Raw genomic sequence first — 20,984 nt, forward strand, 5'->3', positions numbered from 1 at the left:
CGACGGCGCCCGAGCTCTCCCGACAGGGAGGGCTCGGGCGTCGTCGGTCCTGCTCAGGCCTGCAGCGCGGCTGCGGGCATGGACACCGTGGCCACGGGCAGCCCGGGATCGGCGGTGAACTCGAGCCCGGTCGGCTGCGCCCCCACCGAGACCAGCCGCGAGCCCAGAGCCGCCACCATGGCGCCGTTGTCCGTGCACAGGCTCAGCGGCGGAACCACCAGGCGTATGCCGTTCTCGGTGCAGCGCTGGGCGGCCAGGGCGCGAAGTCGCGAGTTCGCCGCCACTCCCCCGCCCAGCAGCAGGGTGGACAGCCCATGCTCGCGCGCAGCCAGCATGGCCTTGGACGTGATGACATCGGCCACCGATTCCTGGAAGGAGGCGGCCACATCAGCGACCGGGACCTCCTGGCCCTCGGCCTCGAAGGCCTCGACCACCCGGGCCACCGCGGTCTTGAGACCGGAGAACGAGAAGTCGTAGCGGTGCGGGCCAGGGGCCTCCGCGCTGCCCATGTACTTGCCGGCGGCCAGACCGCGCGGAAAGCGGAAGGCCTTCGGATCCCCCTCGGCGGCCGCGCGGTCGATCACGGGGCCGCCCGGGTAGCCGAGTCCGAGCAGGCGGGCGACCTTGTCGTAGGCCTCTCCGGCGGCGTCATCGATGGTCGAGCCGAGCATCTCGACGTCCTCGGCGATCTCCCGCACGGCCAGGATCTCGGTGTGCCCGCCGGAGACCAGCAGCGCACCCAGACCGGGCACCAGGGAGCCGTCCTCCGCGATCAGGGTCGGGGCGCCGTCGTCGTCGGGATCCAGCAGGCCCACCGAGACGTGGGCGACCAGGTGGTTCACGGCGTACAGCGGCTTGCCCGTGGCCAGTGCGAGCGCCTTGGCGGCAGAGACGCCCACCATGAGGGCACCGGCCAGACCGGGGCCTGCGGTCACGGCGATCGCATCGAGATCCTGCAGGCGCACCCCTGCGGTGCGCAGCGCCTCCTCGATCGTGGGCGTCATGGCCTCCAGGTGGGCGCGGGCGGCGATCTCGGGAATGACCCCGCCGAAGACGGCATGCTGGTCCATCGAGGAGGCCACGGCATTGGCCAGCAGGCGCCGCCCGCGCACGATGCCCACGCCGGTCTCATCGCACGAGGTCTCGATGCCCAGGACCAGGGGGCTGTCGGTCGTGGTCATCGCGGGTCCTCCCGGGGGTCGTCGTGCGCTGCGGCGGACAGGTCCATGTGGCTCGTCAGGTCGGTCGTGCTCGGCGGGTGCCGAGTGCCGACTCCCTCGGAAGCACCTCCGTCGGCGCTCAGCGGGGCGAGCATGATCACGGCCGTCTCCCCGTCCGGGTAGTAACGCGGGCGCTGGGCGATCTCCGCGTAACCGAAGCGCCGGTAGAGCGACTGCGCCGTCTGGTTGGACTCGCGCACCTCCAGCAGGACCTCCTGCGCACCGCGCCGACTCGCGATCTCGTGCAGCGCCTGCAGCAGGGCGGAGCCCAGGCCGCGCCCGCGCAGCTGCGGGATCACCGCGATGTTCTGCACGTCGGCGGTTTCTGCCACCACCATCACGCCGGCGTATCCCACGATCCGCTCGTCCTGGACCGCCACCAGGTAGCGGCGGGTCTCATGCGAGATCTCGGCGGCGAGCATGTCCTCGGACCAGGCGTCGCCGGGGAACAGCTCCCGCTCCAGGCGGTGCAGTGCGGCGACGTCCTCGAGCGCCGCCGTGCGCAGCTGCCACGGCCCGCTCATGCTCCGGCCTTCTTCCGAGGCCCGGGCACCTTGGCGTCCGACTCGCGCAGGTACAGCGGAGCAAGGTCATGCGAGAGCTCTTGGCCCGCGGCCAGCGCCTCGGCGGCGGCCATCCCCAGCGACGCCGCGCTCGCCTGCCACTGCGACGGCGCCTGCTGCGGCCCGCCCGGCACCGGCTCGACGACGGCCTGCGGCAGCTGCTCGGCGTAGAGGCCGGCACCGCGGCCGTAGACCGGCAGCTCGGGCAGCTCCTGGGCAGGACCGACGCGAGGCCCGTCGACGAGCAGCGGCGCCCCCGTGCCCTGCAGTCGGTACTGCGCCGAGTAGACCTCACGGCGCCGGGCGTCGGCGGCCACGACGAAGGACGACGGCGGCTGCGGAAGCGCCGCGACGTCTAGGGCCAGAGCGGCCAGGCTCGTCATCCCCCAGACCGGCAGGTCCCAGGCGTAGCCGAGCACGCGCGCGGTGACCAGTCCTGCGCGCAGGCCGGTGAAGGGCCCGGGGCCGGTGCCGACCAGGATTCCGGACAGGTCCTCGGGCGCCGTCCCGGACCGCTGCAGGACGTCCTGGACTGCCGGGGTCAGGACCTCTGCGTGGCTGCGGGTGTCCTCGGTCGACCACTCGGCCAGCACCCGGGCCTTCCCGGGCGAGGCGCCGTGGTCGCCGGAAGGGAGTCCTGGATCGTCGTCGATCTGCAGGAGCGCGACGGAGGCGGCGGAGGAGGAGTCGAGGCACAGCAGAAGCACCTGGTCAGTCTAAGCCGCCGCCTCATGTCCCCGCTCAGCGCGCGAACAGGCCCAGAGCGTCCCAGGCCACCCAGCCGCCCTCGGCGAGGACGAACTCGACGGTGTTCTCACCGGCGCGCAGGGTCCCGGCCGGGAGCTCGAGCTCGTGGCGCGAGCGCTTGAGCGGCGAGCCGGTCGCCGTGGCATCGCCCTGCCGCGAGCCCTTGTTCGACCCCCGCGGCAGCTCGATGCCGCGCACCGGCGTCCCGTTGACGACGATGTCCAGCCTCCCGCCCAGCGAGGTCGTGTCCACGAGCCACAGCGCCAGATCAGTCGTGCCCGGGGCCTCGTCGAGCTCCACGACCCAGCGGGCCCGATAGGACTTCCGGCCCGCCCAGGCGTCGCCGGGACCGGGCAGCAGGTACGGCCAGGCCTGACGGGGCTCGTCGTCGACCTGGCGGAACTCGATGAGCGCCTGAGGGTAGGCCTTCGGGATCTTCGCGTAGTCCTTCGGGGCGAACTGCAGCTCGTGGGTCCTCCCGTCGAAGGAGCCGATCGCGGCCAGCTCCGTGCCGGTCTCGGTGACCGAGGCCTGCGAGGCTGCGATCAGCGGCCGGCTGGACAGGGACAGGCGCCCCGCATCGCTCACGGCGATGACCGTGAGGCTGTGCTGCTCCCCAGCGGGGTCCAGCCCGTCCAGCACGAAGCGCGGGAAGACGGTCCGGCCCACCAGGTGCTCCGGGTCCGGCTCACGCCCCCTGCCCCGGGGCGCTCCCGAGTAGATCCGGTAGTGATCGATCAGCGGCTCCCAGGGCAGCGCCTGCCACCGCAGCTCGAGGCGGCCGATCCCCGCCTCGGCCTCGAGGTCCTGGACGGTCTGCGGGCGAGGGCTCATGCTCGGTCCTCTCCGGCCGGGGCGAGTCCCGGCTCTCCTGCTCGGGTGCTGAAGCGCGCCGAGAGCTCCTTGGGCGCTGTGTCATCGGCCTCGATCCAGGGCACGACCCAGAAGCTCGAGGTCATCTCCTGCGGGGTCAGCCGGACGTGGACGTAGCCGCGGCGCCCGTCGTAGTGGCGCACGTAGGGGTGGCGGGTCCAGTCCGCGGTGTGGGCATCGGTCTCGGACCCATCCCCGTCGGAGGCCATCGACGTGCAGACCAGCTCGACGCCGATCGTCTCGGAGGACGGATCCGCGAAGTCCTCCTTGAGCTCGGCGGCCACGTGCTTGTGGATGTCACCGGTGAGCATGACCGGGTTGGAGACCTCGGACATGGCCGCCATCAGGCGTCGGCGGGCTGCCGGATAGCCGTCCCACATGTCGGTGCGGTCCTCGGAGACGGCCGTGAGCACGACCCCGTTGGCCAGCACGTCCCAGGTGGCAGTGCTCTGCGAAAGGCGGCCCTCGAGCCAGGACTCCTGCTGGGCGCCCAGGATCGTGCGCTGCTCCCGGTTCTGCTCCTGGGCATCGGCAGGCTCCGGATCGCGGAACTGCCGCGAGTCCAGGAGGCTGAAGCGCGCCAGCGTGCCCACGTCGAAGCCGCTCGTGATGTCCGCGTCCGGGCCGGTGGGCAGGGCCTCGAGGTCCAGGGGCATGTTCTCGTAGAACGCCCGGTAGGCCACCGCGATCTGATGCTCGAAGTCCTCCGGGGACACGTCCTTGCCGGAGACCGCCGCGGCGTAGTTGTTCTGGACCTCGTGGTCGTCCCACACCGCCACGGCCGCCGCCCGTGCATGCACGGCCTGCAGGTGCGCATCCGACTTGAAGAGGCTGTAGCGCAGCCGGTACTGCTCGAGGGTCTCGATCTCCACCTCGTGCGCCGGCGCGACGCTCGCGCCCTGGCGCCACAGGTTGTCCGCTGTGATCCCGTACTCGTAGATGTAGTCCCCCACGAAGACCACGAGGTCCAGGTCCTCCTCCTGGGCCAGGTGGCGGTGCGCGGTGAAGTGCCCGTGGTACCAGGCCTGGCAGGAGACCAGGCCGAAGGAGAACGCGTCGGTCTGCTGTCCCGGGGCCGGCAGGGTCCGGAACCGCCCCACCGGGCTGACCTCCTGGCCGGATCGGAACCGGTACCAGTACTGCGTGTCCGGAGCCAGCCCCTCCACGCGAGGATGCACGGAATGCGCCAGCTCGGGCTGGGCCAAGGCATTGCCCCGCCGCTGCACGCGGGTGAACTCCGGGTCCCGGGAGACCTCCCAGCGCACCGGCGCCGGCCGCAGCGGCATCCCTCCGTGCCCGTCCTCGGCCAGCGGGTCCGGGGCCAGACGCGTCCACAGCACGGCGCCATCGGGGCGCGGTGCGCCGCTGGCGACTCCCAGCCCGAACGTCGCCCCGGCTGCCTCCCCGGACTCGCTCGCCTCGGCAGGGGCGCTGATGCCCAGGGCGAGCGCGGTGCCGGTCAGGCCTCCGAGCTCCAGGAGCCGTCGTCGGTTCAGGGTGTGCGGGGCCATGGTGGGTGACATGGGTCCTTCGTGGGGAGGGGGTTGCGGGGGAAGGCCCCACCGTCCCCGCCTCAGGTTTCCCGTACCCGAACTGGCGCTGAATGCCCCTGGACCTGCCGGTCACGAGTGGTTGAAGACGTCGACGCATCGGCTGGGGCCGATCAGATCGTGCGGGTCCCCGGGCCGTCCGCGCCTGCGCAGTGCCGTCGGCCGATCAGAGATTCCTCCACCCGGACGCTCGAGGCCGCACCTTCGCATCCCATAAGTGCTGAGGGACTGCGAAGCTGCGGCCTCGTCGGAGAGCGGGTCAGCCCAGCCAGGCCAGCGCGGCCGCCAGGTGCGCCTTGGTGCCGGACTCGAGGGTCGGATCGATGTCCGGGTAGAAGTACGACGAGTGGTTGGGGGCGATCTGGTCCGCGGGATCGTCGCTGGACTCGGCCCTCTCGAGGCGGCCCTTCGAGACGCCGCCGACCGTCCAGATAGGTGTAGGGGACGCCGAAGGCGCTCGGCACGATGCTGAAGTCCTCCGAGGCGGTCTGCGGACTCTGCTCGAACACGGCATCGCCGAACTGGGCGCGCAGGGCCTCGGTGACCTTGGCGCTGACGTCGTCGTCGTTGTGGGTGAGCGGGTACTGGTCGTAGTAGCGGAACTCGGGCTCCTGGGGGCAGCCGGCCGCCTCGCACTCGCCGCGCACGATCCGCTCCAGGGCGGTGATCATGGTGGAGCGGACATCCTCGTCGTAGGTGCGCATGTTCAGCAGCAGCGTGGCCGTGGCGGGGATGATGTTGGACTTGGACCCGGCCTGGATCGAGCCCACGGTCAGCACCGCGAACGACGACGGCGGGATCTCCCGGGACACCACCGTCTGCAGTCGCATCACGATCGTGGAGGCGAGCACCACCGGGTCCACGCTCAGGTGCGGCATGGAGCCGTGGGCGCCGAAGCCGTGCAGGGTGATCTCGATCGAATCGCCCGCCGAGAGGATGGGCCCCGCCTTGGTGCCGATGGTGCCGGCCTCATGGGTCATGACGTGCTTGCCCAGCACCACCTCGGGGGCGGGGACCTTCTCGATCAGGCCGTCGTCGACCATGGAGCGGGCACCGGCGGCGATCTGCTCGCCGGGCTGGAACAGCGCGATGAACGTCCCGGACCATGCCTCCTGGTGCGCCGCCATCGCACCGGCAGCGCCCAGCAGCGCGGCCACATGCATGTCATGGCCGCAGGCGTGCATCAGCGGGACGGTGCGGCCGTCCTCGTCGGTGGTCGTCTCGGTGGAGGCGCAGTCCAGCCCTGTCCTCTCCTCGACCGGCAGGGCGTCGAAGACGGCGGACTGATCGCTCATGGGCTTCTCCTGGGGGCGGTTCCTCGACGCTGGTCGCTGCGCGCTGCCGGGGTCGCTGTGTGCTCCGACGCTGCTCCCGGCCGACGACGACGCCCGCCGGAGCACCCGCCCCGCGCACGGGCAGCGTGAGCTCAGTCCTGGTCGGCGAAGTCGTGCAGCGCTTTCGGCACACGGTCCCAGCGTGGGCCGATGCCGCGCAGCCGCAGCGTCCGCGGCTCGTCGACGGCCGCAGCTTCGTCCTCGTCGTGTTCCGCGGCGAACTCCGCCAGCACGTCCGACAGCGAGCGCTGCCCTCCCTGCGGCCGCTCGATCTCGATCTCCAGCCGAGAGTCGCTGAGCGCCTCGACTTTGCCGCGCCCCCACTCGATGACCGTCACCCACTCGGCGAAGGTCTCCTCGAGGTCGATGTCCTCGACCTGGGCCGCATCGGCCAGCCGGTACGCGTCCACGTGCACGAGCCCCGGGGCGCCGGGACGGGGGCCGTGGGCGTCGTTCGGGTGGCGACGGGCCAGCACGAACGTGGGCGAGATGATCCCCTCCACCGCTCCCAGGCCGCGACCCAGGCCCTGCGTGAAGGTCGTCTTGCCGGCCCCGAGGGGGCCGTCCAGCAGGATCAGGTCACCGGCTCGCAGCTCGCGTCCCAGCCGCTCGGCCAGGCGCTGGGTCTCGATCGCCGAGCCGACCTGCACGGTGCGCTCCCAGCGCGGCGCGCTGCCGTCGGACTCAGTCATCGGCGCGGCCCTGGCCCGTCTCGGATGCGTTCGCCCGAGCGTGGGCCGCACGCTCCTGCGCCACCCGGTCGAACGCGAGGTCGGCGCGGGTGTCCACGTGCACCCGCTGCACGCGCGGGGAGATCCGGGTGATGATCTCGTAGTCGATCGTCCCGGCGGCCTCGGACCACTCGCGCACCGAGGGGGCGCCCTCGCCGCCGAAGAGGACCGCCTCCGCACCCAGCAGATGGCTCATGTCCTCCGTGGTCCGCAGGTCGACGACCATCTGGTCCATGGCGATCCGCCCGACGACCGGGTAGGTGCGGCCCTCGATCATGACCGGGGCCCCGGTGGCCACGCGCGGCACGCCGTCGCCGTAGCCCATGGGGATCAGCGCGAGGGTGGTCGCCTCGGAGGTGTGGTAGCTCAGCCCGTAGGACACCCCCTGGCCCGAGGGGACCCGCTTGATGTTGGCCACTGAAGTCCGCAGGGTCATGGCAGGCAGCAGCCCGAGCTCCTGGGCGCTGCGATCGGCGAACGGCGAGACGCCGTAGAGCCCCACGCCGGTGCGCACGATGTCCCCGCGCATGGTCTGCGGATCCGCGAGCGCACCCGGCTGCCCGAGCGACAGGGTCGCCGGCGTGTTCGCCAGGTGGGTGAACCGCGGGGCGAGCCCCGCCTCCCGTGCCTGCCGCACGGCGGCGGCGAAGGCCTCGACCTGCTCATCGGTCTCCGGGCGCTCGGGCTGATCGGCCACGGCCAGGTGGGAGAAGATCCCGTCGACGCGCAGCGCACCGCCTCGCTCCAGCCCGCGGACGGTCTCGAGGACCTGCGGCCACTGCGACAGCGCGAAGCCGTTGCGGCCCAGACCGGTGTCGACCTTGAGGTGGATCCGAGCCGTGCGCCCGATCCGCTGGGCCGTCGCGGCGATCTCGAAGAGCTCCGCACCGGAGACCCCCAGGGCGATGTCCCGCTGCAGCGCAGTCTCGAAGTCGGTGTCCACGGTGTGCAGCCAGGCCAGGATCGGGGCGCGGATCCCGGCCTCGCGCAGCTCGAGGGCCTCGCGCACATGCGCCACGCCCAGCCCGTGCGCCCCAGCGGCCAGCGCTGCACGGGCCACCGGCACCGCGCCGTGGCCGTAGGCGTCAGACTTCACCACGGCCATCAGGGCAGCCGGATGGGCGAGCTCGGCCAGCAGCCGCACGTTGTGGCGGATCGCGGCGAGATCCACGACGGCGCTGCGCTCGGCGGCCGCGCCTGGTCGATGGACATCCTGCGCGACGAAAGCCGCGGCAGGCGGCTGGCTGCGGGTGTCAGGGGCTTGGGGATCGATGCTCACCGGACCATTGTGGCACCGTAGTCGCGCGCCCAGCGGCCCTAGAGTGTTCGCGTGCTCACCTCCGAAGATCCCTGCGCCGCTCCGACCGGTCCGTCGCAGAAGTGCCTGCGCATTGCGATGCTGTGCCTGCACACCTCTCCCCTGCGCCAGCCCGGCCAGGGAGATGCGGGCGGGATGAATGTCTACGTCCGGCACCTGGCGAGTGAGCTGGCCCGGCTCGGCCATGCGGTGGACCTGGTCACCTTGTGGCGCGACAGCGAGCACCCCGGGCAAGCCCGACCGGTGGAGACCGTCACGGCCCAGCCCGTCGGCGATCCGCCGGGGCTGCGGCTGGTGAGCGTGACTCTGCCCGAGACCGCGAGCGCGACCAAGGACGAGCTGCCGCGGCACCTGCCCGCCGTCGCCACGGCTCTGCGGACCGCCGCTGCGCAGCTGCTGCCCCGCCCCGATGTCCTCCACGGGCACTACTGGCTCTCCGGGGAGGTCGGCCGGGATCTGGCGCAGGACTGGGACATCCCGCTCGCGCTGACCCTGCACACCAGTGCCCGCGGCAAGAACGCGCAGGCGGCCGCCGGGGAGTCCCTCGAGCCGGAGGTCCGCGAGCGCGCCGAGCAGCGCCTGATCCGCGAGACCTCTGCCCTGGTGGTCAACACCGCCGCCGAGGCCGAGCAGATGCGCGAGCTCTACGACGCCGACCCCGCCTGGACCCACGTGATCGCCCCGGGCGTGGACCTCGAGGTGTTCCGCCCGGACAGCCCGCAGCCTCCCGATGCTCCGTCCTCCGAGCCGCAGTCCGTTGCCCGTCAAGTCCACGAGCCGGTGATCGGCTTCGCGGGGCGCCTACAGCCGCTCAAGGGCCCGCAGGTCCTCCTGGAAGCCCTCGGCTTGCTGGCCGCCAACCGGCAGGCGTCGATCCCCCGCCTGCTGTTGGCCGGGGTGGGCGACGACGCCTTCACCGACTCCCTGCACCAGCAGGCCCTGGCTCTGGGCATCGAGGACCGGATCGAGTGGCTCGGCTCGCTGCCCGTGGCCGAGCTGGCCGCCGCCATGCGCCGGGCGGATGTGTGGGCGGTGCCCTCGTCGTCCGAGACCTTCGGCTTGGTGGCCCTGGAGGCGCAGGCCTGCGGAACTCCGGTGCTCGCCTCGGATGCGGGAGGGCTGCGCTCGGCGGTCGACGACGGCCGCACCGGCTGGCTCGTCAGCCCGCGCACGCCGGAGGCCTGGGCCGAAGCCCTGCGATCGGCCTTGGGAGATCCCGCCGAGCTGGCTCGGCGTGGCCGGGCCGCCGTTGATCGCGCCGTTCGCTTCTCCTGGGCGGCCGCAGCCGAGGCTCATGTGGACCAGGTCTACGCTCCCTTAAGCCGCCGAGCGGCTCGTTCCCCTCAAGACCTAGAGTTGCCGACGTGACGACTTCAGCGATGAGCCCCCAGGACCTGGCAGACCACCTCGATCGCGTTCACGCGACCGGCCCAGTGGCCACGCCGCGGGAAGCCAATCTGGCGAACATCCAGGGCTTCCTGGACTCCTCCGAGCACCAGTACATGGGCATCACGCCCGCCGCTGGCACCACGTACGACGACGTCTTCCGCCTCATGATCGAGCGCGTGGGCATCAGCGACGACCCCGAGTTCACCGAGGGCGTGGACACGATCAGCGCCCAGCTGTGCATGGCCGCGCTCGAGCGCTACGCCGCGGTGCTCGCCGACGCCGTGCGACCCGGCGCCACGATCTTCTTCGCCACGGCTCATCCCGCGGCCCTGCCGCCGATCTACTCCCGACTGGCCGCGGCCGCCCGCGCCGCCGGTGCCGAGGTGCTGCACATGCACGGCGGCATCGCCTGGGACGACGGCCAGGTGCGGCAGGTCTCGGACGTGATGATGGTCGAGCAGTACGGCGGGCTGCGGCATACCCACCGCCCGGAACCCATGGAGCTGGCCCTCGACCGGCTGGCCGAGCAGGCCGGCGACCCCGCGTTCCTGCCTGATCTCGTGGTCTCCGATCACGGCATGGCCGGTGCCGCCGGGACGCGCGGCGCGCGCGTGATCGCGATCGCCGACTGCAACGACCCCGCGCCGTTCGCGGGTGAGCAGCAGGGTCTGATCGAGGTCGTGGTGCCGATGGACGACAACATCCCGCCCGAGGCCTACGCGCCGCTGACCGATTTCGTGCTCGAGCGCGCCGGGCTGCCGATCGGCTGAGCGTCCGGTCGCCGCAACGGGTGACGGCACGACGAAGGGGCGCCTCCGGACGGAGGCGTCCCTTCGTGCAGCCGAGCCGCTGACCGGCGCTCGTCCCGTCAGCGCTCCGCGATCACTCCTTGGTGGACTCGGTGGCCTTGGCCCAGATGTTCACGCCGGCGTCCTGGGCGAGCTCGTCGATGCGGGAGAGCTCGTCCTGCGAGAACTCGAGGTTCTCCACGGCCTTGGCGCTGTCGGCGATCTGCTTTGCCGACGAGGCGCCGACCAGAGCGGAGGTGACCTGACCGCCGTCCTGCGGGCGCAGGGTCCAGGCGATCGCCATCTGCGCCAGGGTCTGACCGCGCTGCTGAGCGATCTCGTTCAGCCCGCGGATGCGCTCGAGGTTCTCTTCCGTGAGCCATTCGGGGTTCAGGGACTTGGAGGCCGCAGCGCGCGAATCCTCCGGGATGCCGTTCAGGTACTTGTCCGTGAGCATGCCCTGGGCCAGCGGCGTGAACACGATCGAGCCCATGCCGGCCTCCCCCAGCACCTGCACCAGGTTCTTGCCGCCGGCCGGGCCGTCCGCGTTCTCGGAGGGCTCCTCGATCCAGCGGTTGAGCAGCGAGTACGACGGCTGGTGGATGACCAGAGGCGTGCCGAGCTGGCGCATGATCTGCTGCGCCTCGGCGGTGTCGTCGGCGCTGTAGGACGAGATGCCCACGTGCAGCGCCCGGCCGGAGCGCACGATGTGGTCGAGGGCGCGCATGGTGTCTTCGATCGGGGTCTCCGGGTCCGGACGGTGGTGGTAGAAGATGTCCACGCGGTCCAGGCCCATGCGCTCGAGCGACTGATCCAGCGAGTCGATCAGGTACTTGCGCGAGCCGCCGAAGCCGTAGGGGCCCTGCCACATGTCCCAGCCGGCCTTGGAGGAGATCACGATCTCCTGGCGCAGGTCGGCGAAGTCCTCCTTGAGCACACGGCCGAAGTTCAGCTCGGCCGAGCCGTTGGGCGGGCCGTAGTTGTTGGCCAGGTCGAAGTGGGTGATGCCCGAGTCGAAGGCCTGGCGCAGGATCTGCTTCTGCGTGGCCATGGGCTTGTCATCGCCGAAGTTGTGCCACAGCCCCAGCGAGATCGCGGGCAGCTTCAGGCCCGAGGTCCCGAGCGTGCGGTAGGGCATGGACTCGTAGCGGTCCTCGGCGGGCGTCCAGCGGGTGTCATCTCCGTAGATCAGCATGTGCCCATCCTTCCACCGCCCGGCGACAGCGCAATGGGAGCAGCAGGGCGCACCGCTTCGGAGCCGAAGCGGCCTCCGCTCCCTGGAGGAAGCGGAGGCCGCTGGATCATGGCGGACCGTCCAGCACAGCCTCTCAGGCCCTGAGCACCGCTGCGCCGCTGCCCTGGAGGCGGATGGACTCCCCGGCCGGCTCCTCGGCGCCGTGGCTCCACAGCACCGACGAAGCGGCACCGCCCAGCGGCACGTCCACGGCGTCGTCGCCGAAGTTGAAGGCTGCGGACACCGGGCCGCGGTGCAGCACGAGCCAGCGGCCGTCCTCATCGAACTCGGTGCGGATCGTCTCGAAGCCGCCGCGCAGCTCGGGGGTGCGTCGGCGCAGGTCGATCAGTTCCCGGTAGGCGGCGAGCACCTTCGCGTGATCGCCCTGCTCACGCTCATCCCACTTCAGGATCGCCGAGTCGAAGGTCTCCTGCGCCTGGGGATCCGGGACGGAGTCCTCATCCCATCCCATGCGCGCGAACTCGGCCTTGCGGCCGCTGCGCACGGCATCGGCCAGCTCGGGCTCCGGATGCGCGGTGAAGAACGGCCACGGGGTCGAGGCCGCCCACTCCTCGCCCTGGAAGATCATGGGCGTGTACGGCTGGGTCAGCAGCAGGGCCGCGGCCAGGATCAGGCGATCCGTGGACAGCGTCTGCGGGAAGCGGTCGCCGGTCGCCCGGTTGCCCACCTGATCGTGGTTCTGCGTGTAGGTCACGAACTGCCACGGCTTCTGCCGCTGCGGGTCGACGGGCCCCCCGTGGGAGCGGCCGCGGAAGGACGAGAACGACCCGTCGTGGAAGAACGCGCCGGTCATCGACTTGGCGAGCGCGCCCAGGGAGGCGAAGTCCTCGTAGTAGCCCTGCGACTCCCCCGACAGCGCCCAGTGCGCGCCGTGGTGCCAGTCGTCGAGCCACTGACCGTCCATGCCCAGACCGTTGCGCTGCGTGTCCTCGACCATGCGGACGTCGTTGAGGTCCGACTCCGCGATCGTGAAGGCACGACGACGGGTGCGCTGCGAGGTCTCCGCCACACGGTCCGAGATCTGCTGGAGGATGTGGCGGGCGCGGGAGTCCTTGAGCGCGTGCACGGCGTCGATCCGGAAGCCGTCGATGTGGAAGTCCTCCTGCCACATGCGCACATTGTCGAGGATATGATCGCGCACCCCGTCGGAGCCGAAGTCATCCAGGTTGATCTGCTCTCCCCACGAGGAGGCACCGGCGGTGAAGACCTCGAAGAACTCGGGCAGGTAGTTCCCGGAGGGGCCCAGGTGGTTGTAGACGACGTCCAGCACGACGGCCAGGTTGCGCTCGTGGCAGGCATCCACGAAGCGCTGCAGGCCGATCGGCCCGCCGTACTCCTCCTGGGTCGTGTACCAGGCCACGCCGTCGTAGCCCCAGTTGCGCGAGCCGTTGAACCCGTTGACGGGCAGGACCTCGACGGCGTCGATGCCCAGCTCGGCGAGCGCATCCAGGTGCTCGATCGCGGCCTCGAAGGTGCCCTCCGGGGTGAAGGTGCCGATGTGCATCTCGTAGAGCACGGTGTCCTCGAGATCGGCCCCGCCCCAGTCGTGGTCGGTCCACTCGAAGTCGGCGGGGTCGTAGGTGCATGACAGCTCGTGCACGCCCTGCGGCTGGCGCATGGAGCGCGGATCCGGCAGCACGGCCGATTCGATCGTGCGCTCCTCGGGCGTGCCCGGGTCCAGGACCTTGGAGAGGATGTAGCCGTAGCGCACCGTCGTGGACGGCACGGACTCGGCGGCCTCGTCCGGCAGCGTCCACCAGCCCATGGGGCTGTGCTCGCCGGAGGCGTACTCGGGAGCCGGCTCCAGCCCGCGCGGGCTGTGCCCCGGCAGGTCGAGGGCCTTGATCATCTCGTGGTCCTGCCCGTCGATGCGCACGACGACACCCGCGGCATGCGGGGCGAAGACGTCGAAGCGATCCAGAGGGGCTCGGCCGTTTCCTGCGGAGTAGGACATGTCGTCCTCCGTTCTGCGGTGGGGAGACGATGCGTGCGCCCGCCTCGGAGAATGCTCGTTCGGTATGACGGTGGAACAGCTCAGTCGCGGACCAGCAGTGCAACAGGCAGCAGGTCGAGCACCTCCCCTACCCGCACGGTCCCGCTGAAGCTGCCGCCGGTGAGGGCATCCTTCCATTGCCCGTCGGGCAGCACCAGGTTCGTCTCGCCCCAACCGCCGGCAGCCTCCAGCCCCACGGGAAGCCGCGTCGCCAGGGTCAGCGCACCGCCGCGGTCGAAAGCGAACAGGTGTTCTGCCTGCTCGCCCTCCGCCTGCAGCGGTGCATAGTCCGAGAACAGCTCCGGGTGGTCGCGGCGCAGACGCAGCGCGCGCGAGGTCACCAGCAGCTTGGCATCGCCGGTCTCGTCCACCGCGGGCACGGAATGCTCGCGCGCCACCGAGGGATCGTCGCGGCGCTCGTCGAGGGCGGCCAGTCGCTGCGCGATCTCGGCGTGGTCCACCGGGCGGCGGTTGTCCGGATCCACGAGCGCAGGAGCCCACTGCTCGGAGCCCTGGTAGACGTCCGGCACGCCGGGCACGGTGAGCTGGATCAGCTTCTGCGACAGCGCGTTCGACCAGCCCGGTGCCTGGACTCGACGCACGATGCCCTCCACCGTGCCGCGCACGGCCGGGTCCTCCAGCACCAGGTCGATCAGCCCGCTGAGATCCGCCTCGAAGGCCTCATCGCCGTCGACCCATGCGGTCGCGGTCCCGGACTCGCGGGCGGCCTTCAGGGCGTAGTCCACAGCGCGCTCGCGGCTGATGGGCCAGGCCCCCACCATGGCCTGAAGCACCAGGTTCACCAGCGTCCGATCGGCCAGCGGACCGACGCCCCTGGCTTGGGCATCGCGCTCCACGGAGGCGAGCGCCACGGCCCACTCCTCCCCGATCTCGGCGAGCACGCTGATCCGCGCGCGCACCGACTCCGAGCGCTTGGTGTCGTGGGTGGACAGGGTCGTCATGGCCAGCGGCTCGTCGCGGTGACGACGCGCGAACTCGTCGTGGGCCTCCTGAGCGGACAGCGAGAACGACGACGGATCCCCGCCCACCTCGGTGAGCGAGGTGAGACGGGAGTAGCGGTAGAACGCACTGTCCTCCACGCCCTTGGCCATGACCATGCCGGAGGTCTGCTGGAAGCGTCGTGCCGCCGGAGTCAGCTCCGACTCGTCCTCGACCCCCAGCCCCAGGACCGGGCCCAGAGCGGTGAGCACCTCGGCCAGCTCCGGACGGGAGCCCTGCGAGGCCTCCAGCGCCTCGGCCAGGTGCTCCGAGCCCCACGGCAGGTAGGTGCGGTAGACGCCGAAGCAGCTGAGGACCTCGCTCAGGGCGTCCACCAGGGTCTCGTGCGAGACGCCCTCCAGGGCGGGCTCGACGGAGGCCTCGCGGGCCAGGCGCTCGACCTCGGCATGCAGGGACCCGTCCGTCACGGCCCGCTTGGTCCCGTGGATCATCCGCTCCCAGTCGCCCTCCTGAGCCTGCTCGGCGCTCGAGCCGGCGCGCAGGGAGGCGTCCAGAGCGGTCAGCGGGTACTCCCCGTCCGGGTCCACGAGCAGCCGGTCGATCACACCCAGGGCGTCGTAGCCCGTGGTGCCGGCCGTCAGGCCCTGCTCCAGCCATTCGCGCGGCAGCAGCTCCCCGGGCTCCAGGATCTTCTCGATCAGGGTGTAGCGCCCGTCGGTGAGCTCGGCCAGCCAGCCGAGGTACTGCGCGGGATCGCGCACACCGTCCGGGTGATCGATGCGCAGCCCGTCCACCAGGCCCTCGTCGATCCAGCGACGGACCTCCACGTGCGAGTCCTCGAAGACCTGGCGGTCCTCGACCCTGATCCCCGCCAGGGTGGCGATCGTGAAGAAGCGGCGGTAGTTCAGGGCAGCATCCCCGCGGCGCCAGTTGACCAGCTGGTAGTTCTGCCGCTCGTGGATCATCCGGGCAGGCTCCGTGGCCCGGCCGTCGTCATCGAACATCGCCGTGCCCTCGGCCACCGGGTAGACGTTGTCGAAGTAGGTCAGCACCGGCTGCCCATCGCGCAGCTCGACCTCGAGCTGCTCCAGCGCCTGGTCGGCCCGACCCGGGCGCGGGGTGCCGTCCTCGTCGGCGTCGTCGCCGAGCACCGGGATCATCACCCGGTCGCCGAAGGACTCCCAGTCGACGTCGAAGGCCTGCGCGTGCTCGGAGCCGCGTCCGTCGCGCAGCAGCGACCACCACCACGGGTTCTCCGGCGGGGAGGCCACGCCCTGGTGGTTCGGCACGATGTCCACCAGCACGCCCAGGTCCAGCTCGTGCGCCGAGCGGCAGAAGCGGTCGAAGGCCTCCCTGCCCCCGCGGGCCGGGTCGACCTCGGTGGGATCGGCCACGTCGTAGCCGTGGTCCGAGCCGCCCACGGAGCGCAGGACCGGCGAGAGGTAGACCCAGTCCGCGCCGAGCGCATGCAGGCGCTCGAGCTGCTCGGCTGCTGCGGTGAGGTCGAAGTCGGGGGTGATCTGGAGTCGGTAGGTCGAGGCGGGAATGCGCACGTGGTCTCCTCGTGTGCTGGTGCAGGAGCACCTCTCCTGCTGCGGGTCCTGGGTGGGAGGGCCGGCCCCGATCGGTCGGGACCGGCCCCAGTCTCAGGCGAGCCGGGATCACCCGGCTCGCGGCTCACTCGTCCGGCTGGGCCTGGGACGCGTAGGCGGCGACGGAGGCCGCCACCGAGGTGTCCGGCTCGTCCTCGGGCTCATCCCACTGGCGCAGCACCACCATGGACTTGGCCTTGAGCACGAACTCCGTCGAGTGCGTGAGCACCGAGCCGTTGCCGTGCTCGCCGGCGGTGTCCAGCAGCTCCTCCCACGTGGATCCGTACTCGGCGGGCGGGAGGGTGCACGTGATGTCCTCCGGGGAGGAGTTGAACCACACCAGGAAGTCGACGTCGGTGATCTGGCGGCCGCGGGCGTCCTTGCCTGCGATGCCATGGCCGTTGAGCCACATCCCGAGCGTGCGGGCCAGGGGCTCGTCCCAATCGGCCGGCGTCATGGCCGAGCCGTCGGTGCTGATCCAGGCGATGTCCGGCATGGGATCCTCGTCCGTGCGCTCGTCCATCTCGACCGGACGGCCGTCGAAGAACTGCGCGCGGCGGAACGTGGGGTGATCCCGGCGCAGGTGGATCAGCGCGGAGGTGAACTCCATGAGCGGGACGTCGGCGGCGTCCCAGTCGATCCAGGAGATCTCGTTGTCCTGGCAGTACGTGTTGTTGTTGCCGCCCTGGCTGCGTCCGAGCTCGTCGCCGTGCAGGAGCATGGGGGTGCCCTGGGAGAGCATCAGCGTGGCGATGAAGTTGCGCTGCTGCCGTGCGCGCAGCGACAGGACATCGGCGTCGTCCGTGGGGCCTTCCACACCGCAGTTCCAGGAGCGGTTGTGCGACTCGCCGTCGTTGTTGTCCTCGCCGTTGGCCTCGTTGTGCTTCTCGTTGTAGGACACGAGGTCGCGCAGCGTGAAGCCGTCGTGGGCCGTGACGAAGTTGATCGAGGCGAACGGACGGCGTCCGCTGTTCTCGTACAGGTCCGCCGAGCCCGTGATGCGGGAGGCGAACTCGCCCAGGGTCGAGGGCTCGCCGCGCCAGAAGTCCCGCACGGTGTCGCGGTACATGCCGTTCCACTCGGTCCACTGCGGCGGGAAGTTGCCCACCTGGTAGCCGCCGGGGCCGACGTCCCACGGCTCGGCGATCAGCTTGACCTGGGAGACGATCGGATCCTGTTGCACGAGCTCGAAGAAGGTCGAGAGCTTGTCGACGTCGTAGAACTCGCGAGCCAGGGTCGAGGCCAGATCGAAGCGGAAGCCGTCGACGTGCATATCGGTGACCCAGTAGCGCAGCGAGTCCATCATCAGCTGCAGCGCATGGGGGTGGCGCACGTTGAGCGAGTTACCGGTGCCCGTGTAGTCCATGTAGAACTTCGGGTTGTCCTCGACGGTGCGGTAGTAGGCGTTGTTGTCCACCCCGCGCATGGACAGCGTGGGCCCCAGGTGGTTGCCCTCCGCCGTGTGGTTGTAGACCACGTCCAGGATGACCTCGATGTTCGCCAGGTGCAGGGCGCGGACCATGGCCTTGAACTCCTGGACCTGCCCGCCGAGGGTCGAGGTCGAGCAGTAGTCGTGGTGCGGGGCGAAGAACGCGATGGTGTTGTAGCCCCAGTAGTTGCGCAGGCCCTTCTCCAGCAGCGTGGAGTCCTGCACGAACTCGTGCACCGGCATGAGCTCGATCGCGGTGATGCCGAGCTTCTTCAGATGCGAGATGGTCGCCGGGTGGGCCACGCCGGCATAGGTGCCGCGCTCGTTCTCCGGGATCTCGTCGAGCTGCTGCGTGAGCCCCTTGACGTGGGCCTCGTAGATCACGGACTTGTGGTATTCGCGCTTGGGCGGGCGGTCGCCCTGCCACTCGAAGAACGGGTTGATCACCACGCCCTTCATCATCAGCTCGGCCGAGTCCTCGTCGTTGAAGGAGTCCTCGTCACCGAACTCGTAGGAGAACAGCGGCTGGCCCCACTCGCGCACGAAGCCGTCCACGGCCTTGGCGTAGGGATCCAGCAGCAGCTTGGAGGGGTTGCATCGCAGGCCCTGCGACGGGTCCCACGGGCCGTGCACGCGGTAGCCGTAGCGCTGACCGGGCTCGACGTTGGGCAGGAAGCAGTGCCAGACATAGCCGTCGACGGCCTCGACCTCGATGCGCTCCTCGGTGCCCTGGTCGTCGAACAGGCACAGCTCGACCTTCTCGGCGACCTCGGAGAACAGAGCGAAGTTGGTGCCCGTTCCGTCGAAGGTCGCCCCGAGGGGGTAAGCAGTTCCGGGCCAGACTTCGGTCACGACGATGATCTCCTGAAGGTGTAGGGGTTCGGGATCCGCCGCCTGACCCTCGAGGAACGCAGACGGAAAGGCCTCCCGGTGCGTCGGCGCACTGCACCGAGCCTAGCGCAGGTGCCGACATCAGGGCCGGACGGCCCCCGTCCGTTCGCGCTCGCCCCCCTCAGCTGCCCAGATCCGCCCCGGATCCCGCGTCCCCGCGGGTCAGGGCCGCGCGGATGTCCTCGGGGCGGCAGGGCTGCGGGCCCTCTCCTCCTCGCCGCGAGGCGCGCCCCTGCAGCACCACGGCCAGCGCCGCCAGCAGCGACCAGCGCCCGTCGCCTGCGAGCCGGTCGCGCAGACCGCCCCGCAGATGCTCGGGCAGCGGGCTGTCGGCCAGCCACGGGCCCAGGGCGCGCTCGAGCCGCTGCGGCTGGGCGGAGTCGTGGGCCAGCAGCGTTCCGAGCATGCCGGCCAGGCAGTCCCCGGAGCCGGCGGTGGCCAGCCACGGGCTGCCGTCTCCGGCCGTCAGGACGCAGGATGCGCCGTCCCGGTCGTCGTCCGGATCCGGCGCGCCCTCCGCGGTGCTCGGAGCCGCGACGGTCGTGGTGGCGCCCTTGAGCACGACGGTGGCCCCGGTCGCCCGGGCGGCCGTTCGCGCCCAGTGCACGGGGTCCGCCTCGATCTGCTCGCGCTCGGCAGCCGCGACGCCCTCCGGAAGCCGGTCCCAGGCCTCGCACCAGCGCAGCAGCTCGGCCAGCTCGCCTGCATGCGGGGTGAGCACGATCCACGGCCGCAGCCGCGTGTCGGCCAGGCTGCGCCCGGCGATCTCCAGGGCTCCGGCATCGAGCACCGCAGGGATCCTGCGCTGCAGCGCTTCGGCCAGCGCCTGCTCGCAGCGCTGCTGCTGCGCCTCGTCGACGGCGCCCGGGCCCGAGATCCAGGCCTGCACATGCTCGTCGGCGGGGGCGCCATCGGAGACCACGGCCTCGGGGCTCGTCAGGTTGACCATCCTGCGCGTGGACTCATCGCCCAGGTAGCGGACCATGCCGGTCCCGGCGGCCAGCGCCGAGCGCACCGTCAGCAGAGCGGCCCCCGGGTACTCCTCGGACCCGGCCACGATCCCGACGACGCCGCGGGTGTACTTGTGGTCCGAGCCGACCGGGCGCGGCCACAGCGCCTCGAGATCGCGATCCTCGAGCCGCAGGACGTCCGGGGATCGCAGGTGCGCCTCGATGCCGATCGGCACGACCTCCACACGGCCGCACAGCCGATCGCCGGGGGCGGTGAGCTGGGCCGTCTTGGCCGCGCCGAAGGTCACGGTGGAGGCGGCGGGAAGCACAGGACCCTCGAGCGCCCCGCCGTCGGCGCTGAGCCCGGAGGGGACGTCGACGGCCACGACGACGGGCCCCTGCCCCCCTGTCTCCTGCGAGCGCTGGTCGAAGGATCCCGCGAGCTCGGCCATGGCACCGCGCAGCCCGCCGGAGGCCCCGGTGCCGAGCACCGCGTCGATCACCAGGTCCGCGCCGAGCAGCAGGTCCAGGGCCTGCTCCACGTGCTCGTCGTCCAGCGGCCATGCGCTCACCACTCCGCCGGCCTGCCGCAGAGCGCGAGCGCCGTCCTCGTGCAGCGAGTCGGCCGTGGGGATCGCCGTCACCGCCACACCGGCGCGGCGCAGCGCAGCGGCAGCCCAGAGCCCGTCCCCGCCGTTGTTGCCCTTGCCCGCCAGGACCACGGCGCGGGATCCGGCGACCCGCCCCCGACGAGTGCGCAGGAGGCGCCGGCAGTGCAGCTGCAGGCCGTGCGCGGCCACCGCCATCAGCGCCGGGCCCCTGCCCTGCTCGAGCAGCGGCTGCTCGGCCGTGCGCACGGCCTCTCCCGAGAACCCCGGGCGCATCACAGCACCGCCTCGGCGTCGTCGGGATCCGCCGAGCCGAGCGATTCCGGATCCGCTGAGCCCGTCGATTCGGCGATCACGTAGGCCATGGCCAGGCCCCCGTCGTGGGACATGCTCAGGTGCCACCGGTCGATCCCCTGACGGGCCGCCTCACGGGCCACCGTGCCCTCGGTGCGCAGGATCGGGGCGCCCCATTCGGTCTTCTCGATCCAGCAGTGCCGCCAGATCATGCCGGGCGGCGCCTTCAGCGCCTTGGCCGCGGCCTCCTTGGCGGCGAAGCGCGCCGCGAGCGACTGCGGCGGCAGCACCCGCTCGCTGGGCACGAACAGACGCTCGCGCAGCCTGGGCGTGCGCTCGAGCTGCCGCTCGAACCGCTGGATGTCCACCACGTCAATGCCGCTGCCGATGATCATGCGAGCCAGCCTAATCCCGGTGCGCTGCCCCCGATCCTTCGCAGGAGGTCATCACGGACCGCCTGGATCGGGGTGCGCCGCCTCGGCGGACTACGATGGCGCCG

General features: G+C 71.4%; 16 protein-coding genes. 2 read left to right on the forward strand and 14 right to left on the reverse strand.

Going from position 1 to position 20,984, the window contains the following annotated elements:
* Positions 1-53: 53 nt before the first annotated feature.
* The 8 genes from tsaD to alr all read right to left on the reverse strand — a co-directional run bounded on the left by tsaD (position 54) and on the right by alr (position 8,297).
* Positions 54-1,181, reverse strand: coding sequence for a tRNA (adenosine(37)-N6)-threonylcarbamoyltransferase complex transferase subunit TsaD (gene tsaD, locus FFS25_RS04975; protein ID WP_058871785.1), 1,128 nt, complete (start codon positions 1,179-1,181; stop codon positions 54-56).
* Positions 1,178-1,744 carry a ribosomal protein S18-alanine N-acetyltransferase gene (rimI, locus tag FFS25_RS04980; RefSeq protein WP_137802121.1) on the reverse strand — a complete coding sequence of 189 codons (567 nt, stop codon included), beginning with the start codon at positions 1,742-1,744 and terminating at the stop codon, positions 1,178-1,180. Before rimI ends, tsaD begins: the two co-directional genes overlap by 4 nt.
* Positions 1,741-2,490 (reverse strand): tRNA (adenosine(37)-N6)-threonylcarbamoyltransferase complex dimerization subunit type 1 TsaB, encoded by a 750-nt coding sequence (tsaB, locus tag FFS25_RS04985; RefSeq protein WP_137802122.1) that lies wholly within the window; start codon positions 2,488-2,490, stop codon positions 1,741-1,743. The genes rimI and tsaB overlap by 4 nt, the downstream gene beginning before the upstream one ends.
* Before the next feature lie 34 nt (positions 2,491-2,524).
* Positions 2,525-3,364, reverse strand: coding sequence for a polysaccharide lyase family protein (locus tag FFS25_RS04990; RefSeq protein ID WP_137802123.1), 840 nt, complete (start codon positions 3,362-3,364; stop codon positions 2,525-2,527).
* The gene (locus tag FFS25_RS04995; RefSeq protein WP_249933778.1) at positions 3,361-4,926 is read right to left on the reverse strand and encodes an alkaline phosphatase D family protein; all 1,566 of its coding nucleotides are present in this window, start codon (positions 4,924-4,926) and stop codon (positions 3,361-3,363) included. The genes FFS25_RS04990 and FFS25_RS04995 overlap by 4 nt, the downstream gene beginning before the upstream one ends.
* A 140-nt stretch (positions 4,927-5,066) precedes the next feature.
* On the reverse strand, positions 5,067-6,248 hold the full coding sequence (locus FFS25_RS05000; protein WP_249933779.1) for an amidohydrolase: 1,182 nt from the start codon (positions 6,246-6,248) through the stop codon (positions 5,067-5,069).
* A 131-nt stretch (positions 6,249-6,379) separates the two neighbouring features.
* Positions 6,380-6,979 (reverse strand): tRNA (adenosine(37)-N6)-threonylcarbamoyltransferase complex ATPase subunit type 1 TsaE, encoded by a 600-nt coding sequence (gene tsaE / locus FFS25_RS13715; RefSeq protein WP_058871790.1) that lies wholly within the window; start codon positions 6,977-6,979, stop codon positions 6,380-6,382.
* Entirely contained in the window at positions 6,972-8,297 is a 1,326-nt protein-coding gene (gene alr, locus FFS25_RS05010) for an alanine racemase (RefSeq protein ID WP_249933780.1), read from the reverse strand. The genes tsaE and alr overlap by 8 nt, the downstream gene beginning before the upstream one ends.
* A gap of 51 nt (positions 8,298-8,348) precedes the next feature.
* On the opposite strand from alr, the gene FFS25_RS05015 reads away from it, so the two are divergent.
* Both FFS25_RS05015 and FFS25_RS05020 read left to right on the forward strand, forming a co-directional pair.
* Complete coding sequence (locus FFS25_RS05015; protein WP_137802124.1) at positions 8,349-9,704, forward strand: glycosyltransferase; 1,356 nt, start codon at positions 8,349-8,351, stop codon at positions 9,702-9,704.
* A complete protein-coding gene (locus FFS25_RS05020; RefSeq protein ID WP_249933781.1) occupies positions 9,701-10,495 on the forward strand; it encodes a phosphatase in 795 nt (264 codons plus the stop codon). Before FFS25_RS05015 ends, FFS25_RS05020 begins: the two co-directional genes overlap by 4 nt.
* Positions 10,496-10,607: 112 nt before the next feature.
* Here the strand turns inward: FFS25_RS05020 and mgrA are convergent, their stop codons facing one another.
* The 6 genes from mgrA to FFS25_RS05050 form a co-directional block, all read right to left on the reverse strand.
* Positions 10,608-11,708 (reverse strand): L-glyceraldehyde 3-phosphate reductase, encoded by a 1,101-nt coding sequence (mgrA, locus tag FFS25_RS05025; RefSeq protein WP_137802125.1) that lies wholly within the window; start codon positions 11,706-11,708, stop codon positions 10,608-10,610.
* Positions 11,709-11,841: 133 nt separating this feature from the next.
* Positions 11,842-13,722 (reverse strand): malto-oligosyltrehalose trehalohydrolase, encoded by a 1,881-nt coding sequence (gene treZ, locus FFS25_RS05030; RefSeq protein ID WP_006213467.1) that lies wholly within the window; start codon positions 13,720-13,722, stop codon positions 11,842-11,844.
* Positions 13,723-13,802: 80 nt separating this feature from the next.
* The gene (gene treY, locus FFS25_RS05035) at positions 13,803-16,274 is read right to left on the reverse strand and encodes a malto-oligosyltrehalose synthase (RefSeq protein WP_137802126.1); all 2,472 of its coding nucleotides are present in this window, start codon (positions 16,272-16,274) and stop codon (positions 13,803-13,805) included.
* A gap of 124 nt (positions 16,275-16,398) precedes the next feature.
* A complete protein-coding gene (glgX, locus tag FFS25_RS05040) occupies positions 16,399-18,594 on the reverse strand; it encodes a glycogen debranching protein GlgX (protein WP_006213469.1) in 2,196 nt (731 codons plus the stop codon).
* Positions 18,595-18,754: 160 nt separating this feature from the next.
* Positions 18,755-20,467, reverse strand: coding sequence for an NAD(P)H-hydrate epimerase (locus FFS25_RS05045; RefSeq protein WP_137802127.1), 1,713 nt, complete (start codon positions 20,465-20,467; stop codon positions 18,755-18,757).
* Positions 20,467-20,880, reverse strand: a complete 414-nt coding sequence (locus FFS25_RS05050) for a holo-ACP synthase (protein ID WP_137802128.1) — start codon at positions 20,878-20,880, stop codon at positions 20,467-20,469. Before FFS25_RS05050 ends, FFS25_RS05045 begins: the two co-directional genes overlap by 1 nt.
* Positions 20,881-20,984: the final 104 nt, after the last annotated feature.

Origin of the sequence: Kocuria sp. 2SI, from assembly GCF_005502825.1 — a bacterium.
In the GTDB taxonomy this organism is placed as follows: Bacteria; Actinomycetota; Actinomycetes; order Actinomycetales; family Micrococcaceae; genus Kocuria; species Kocuria palustris.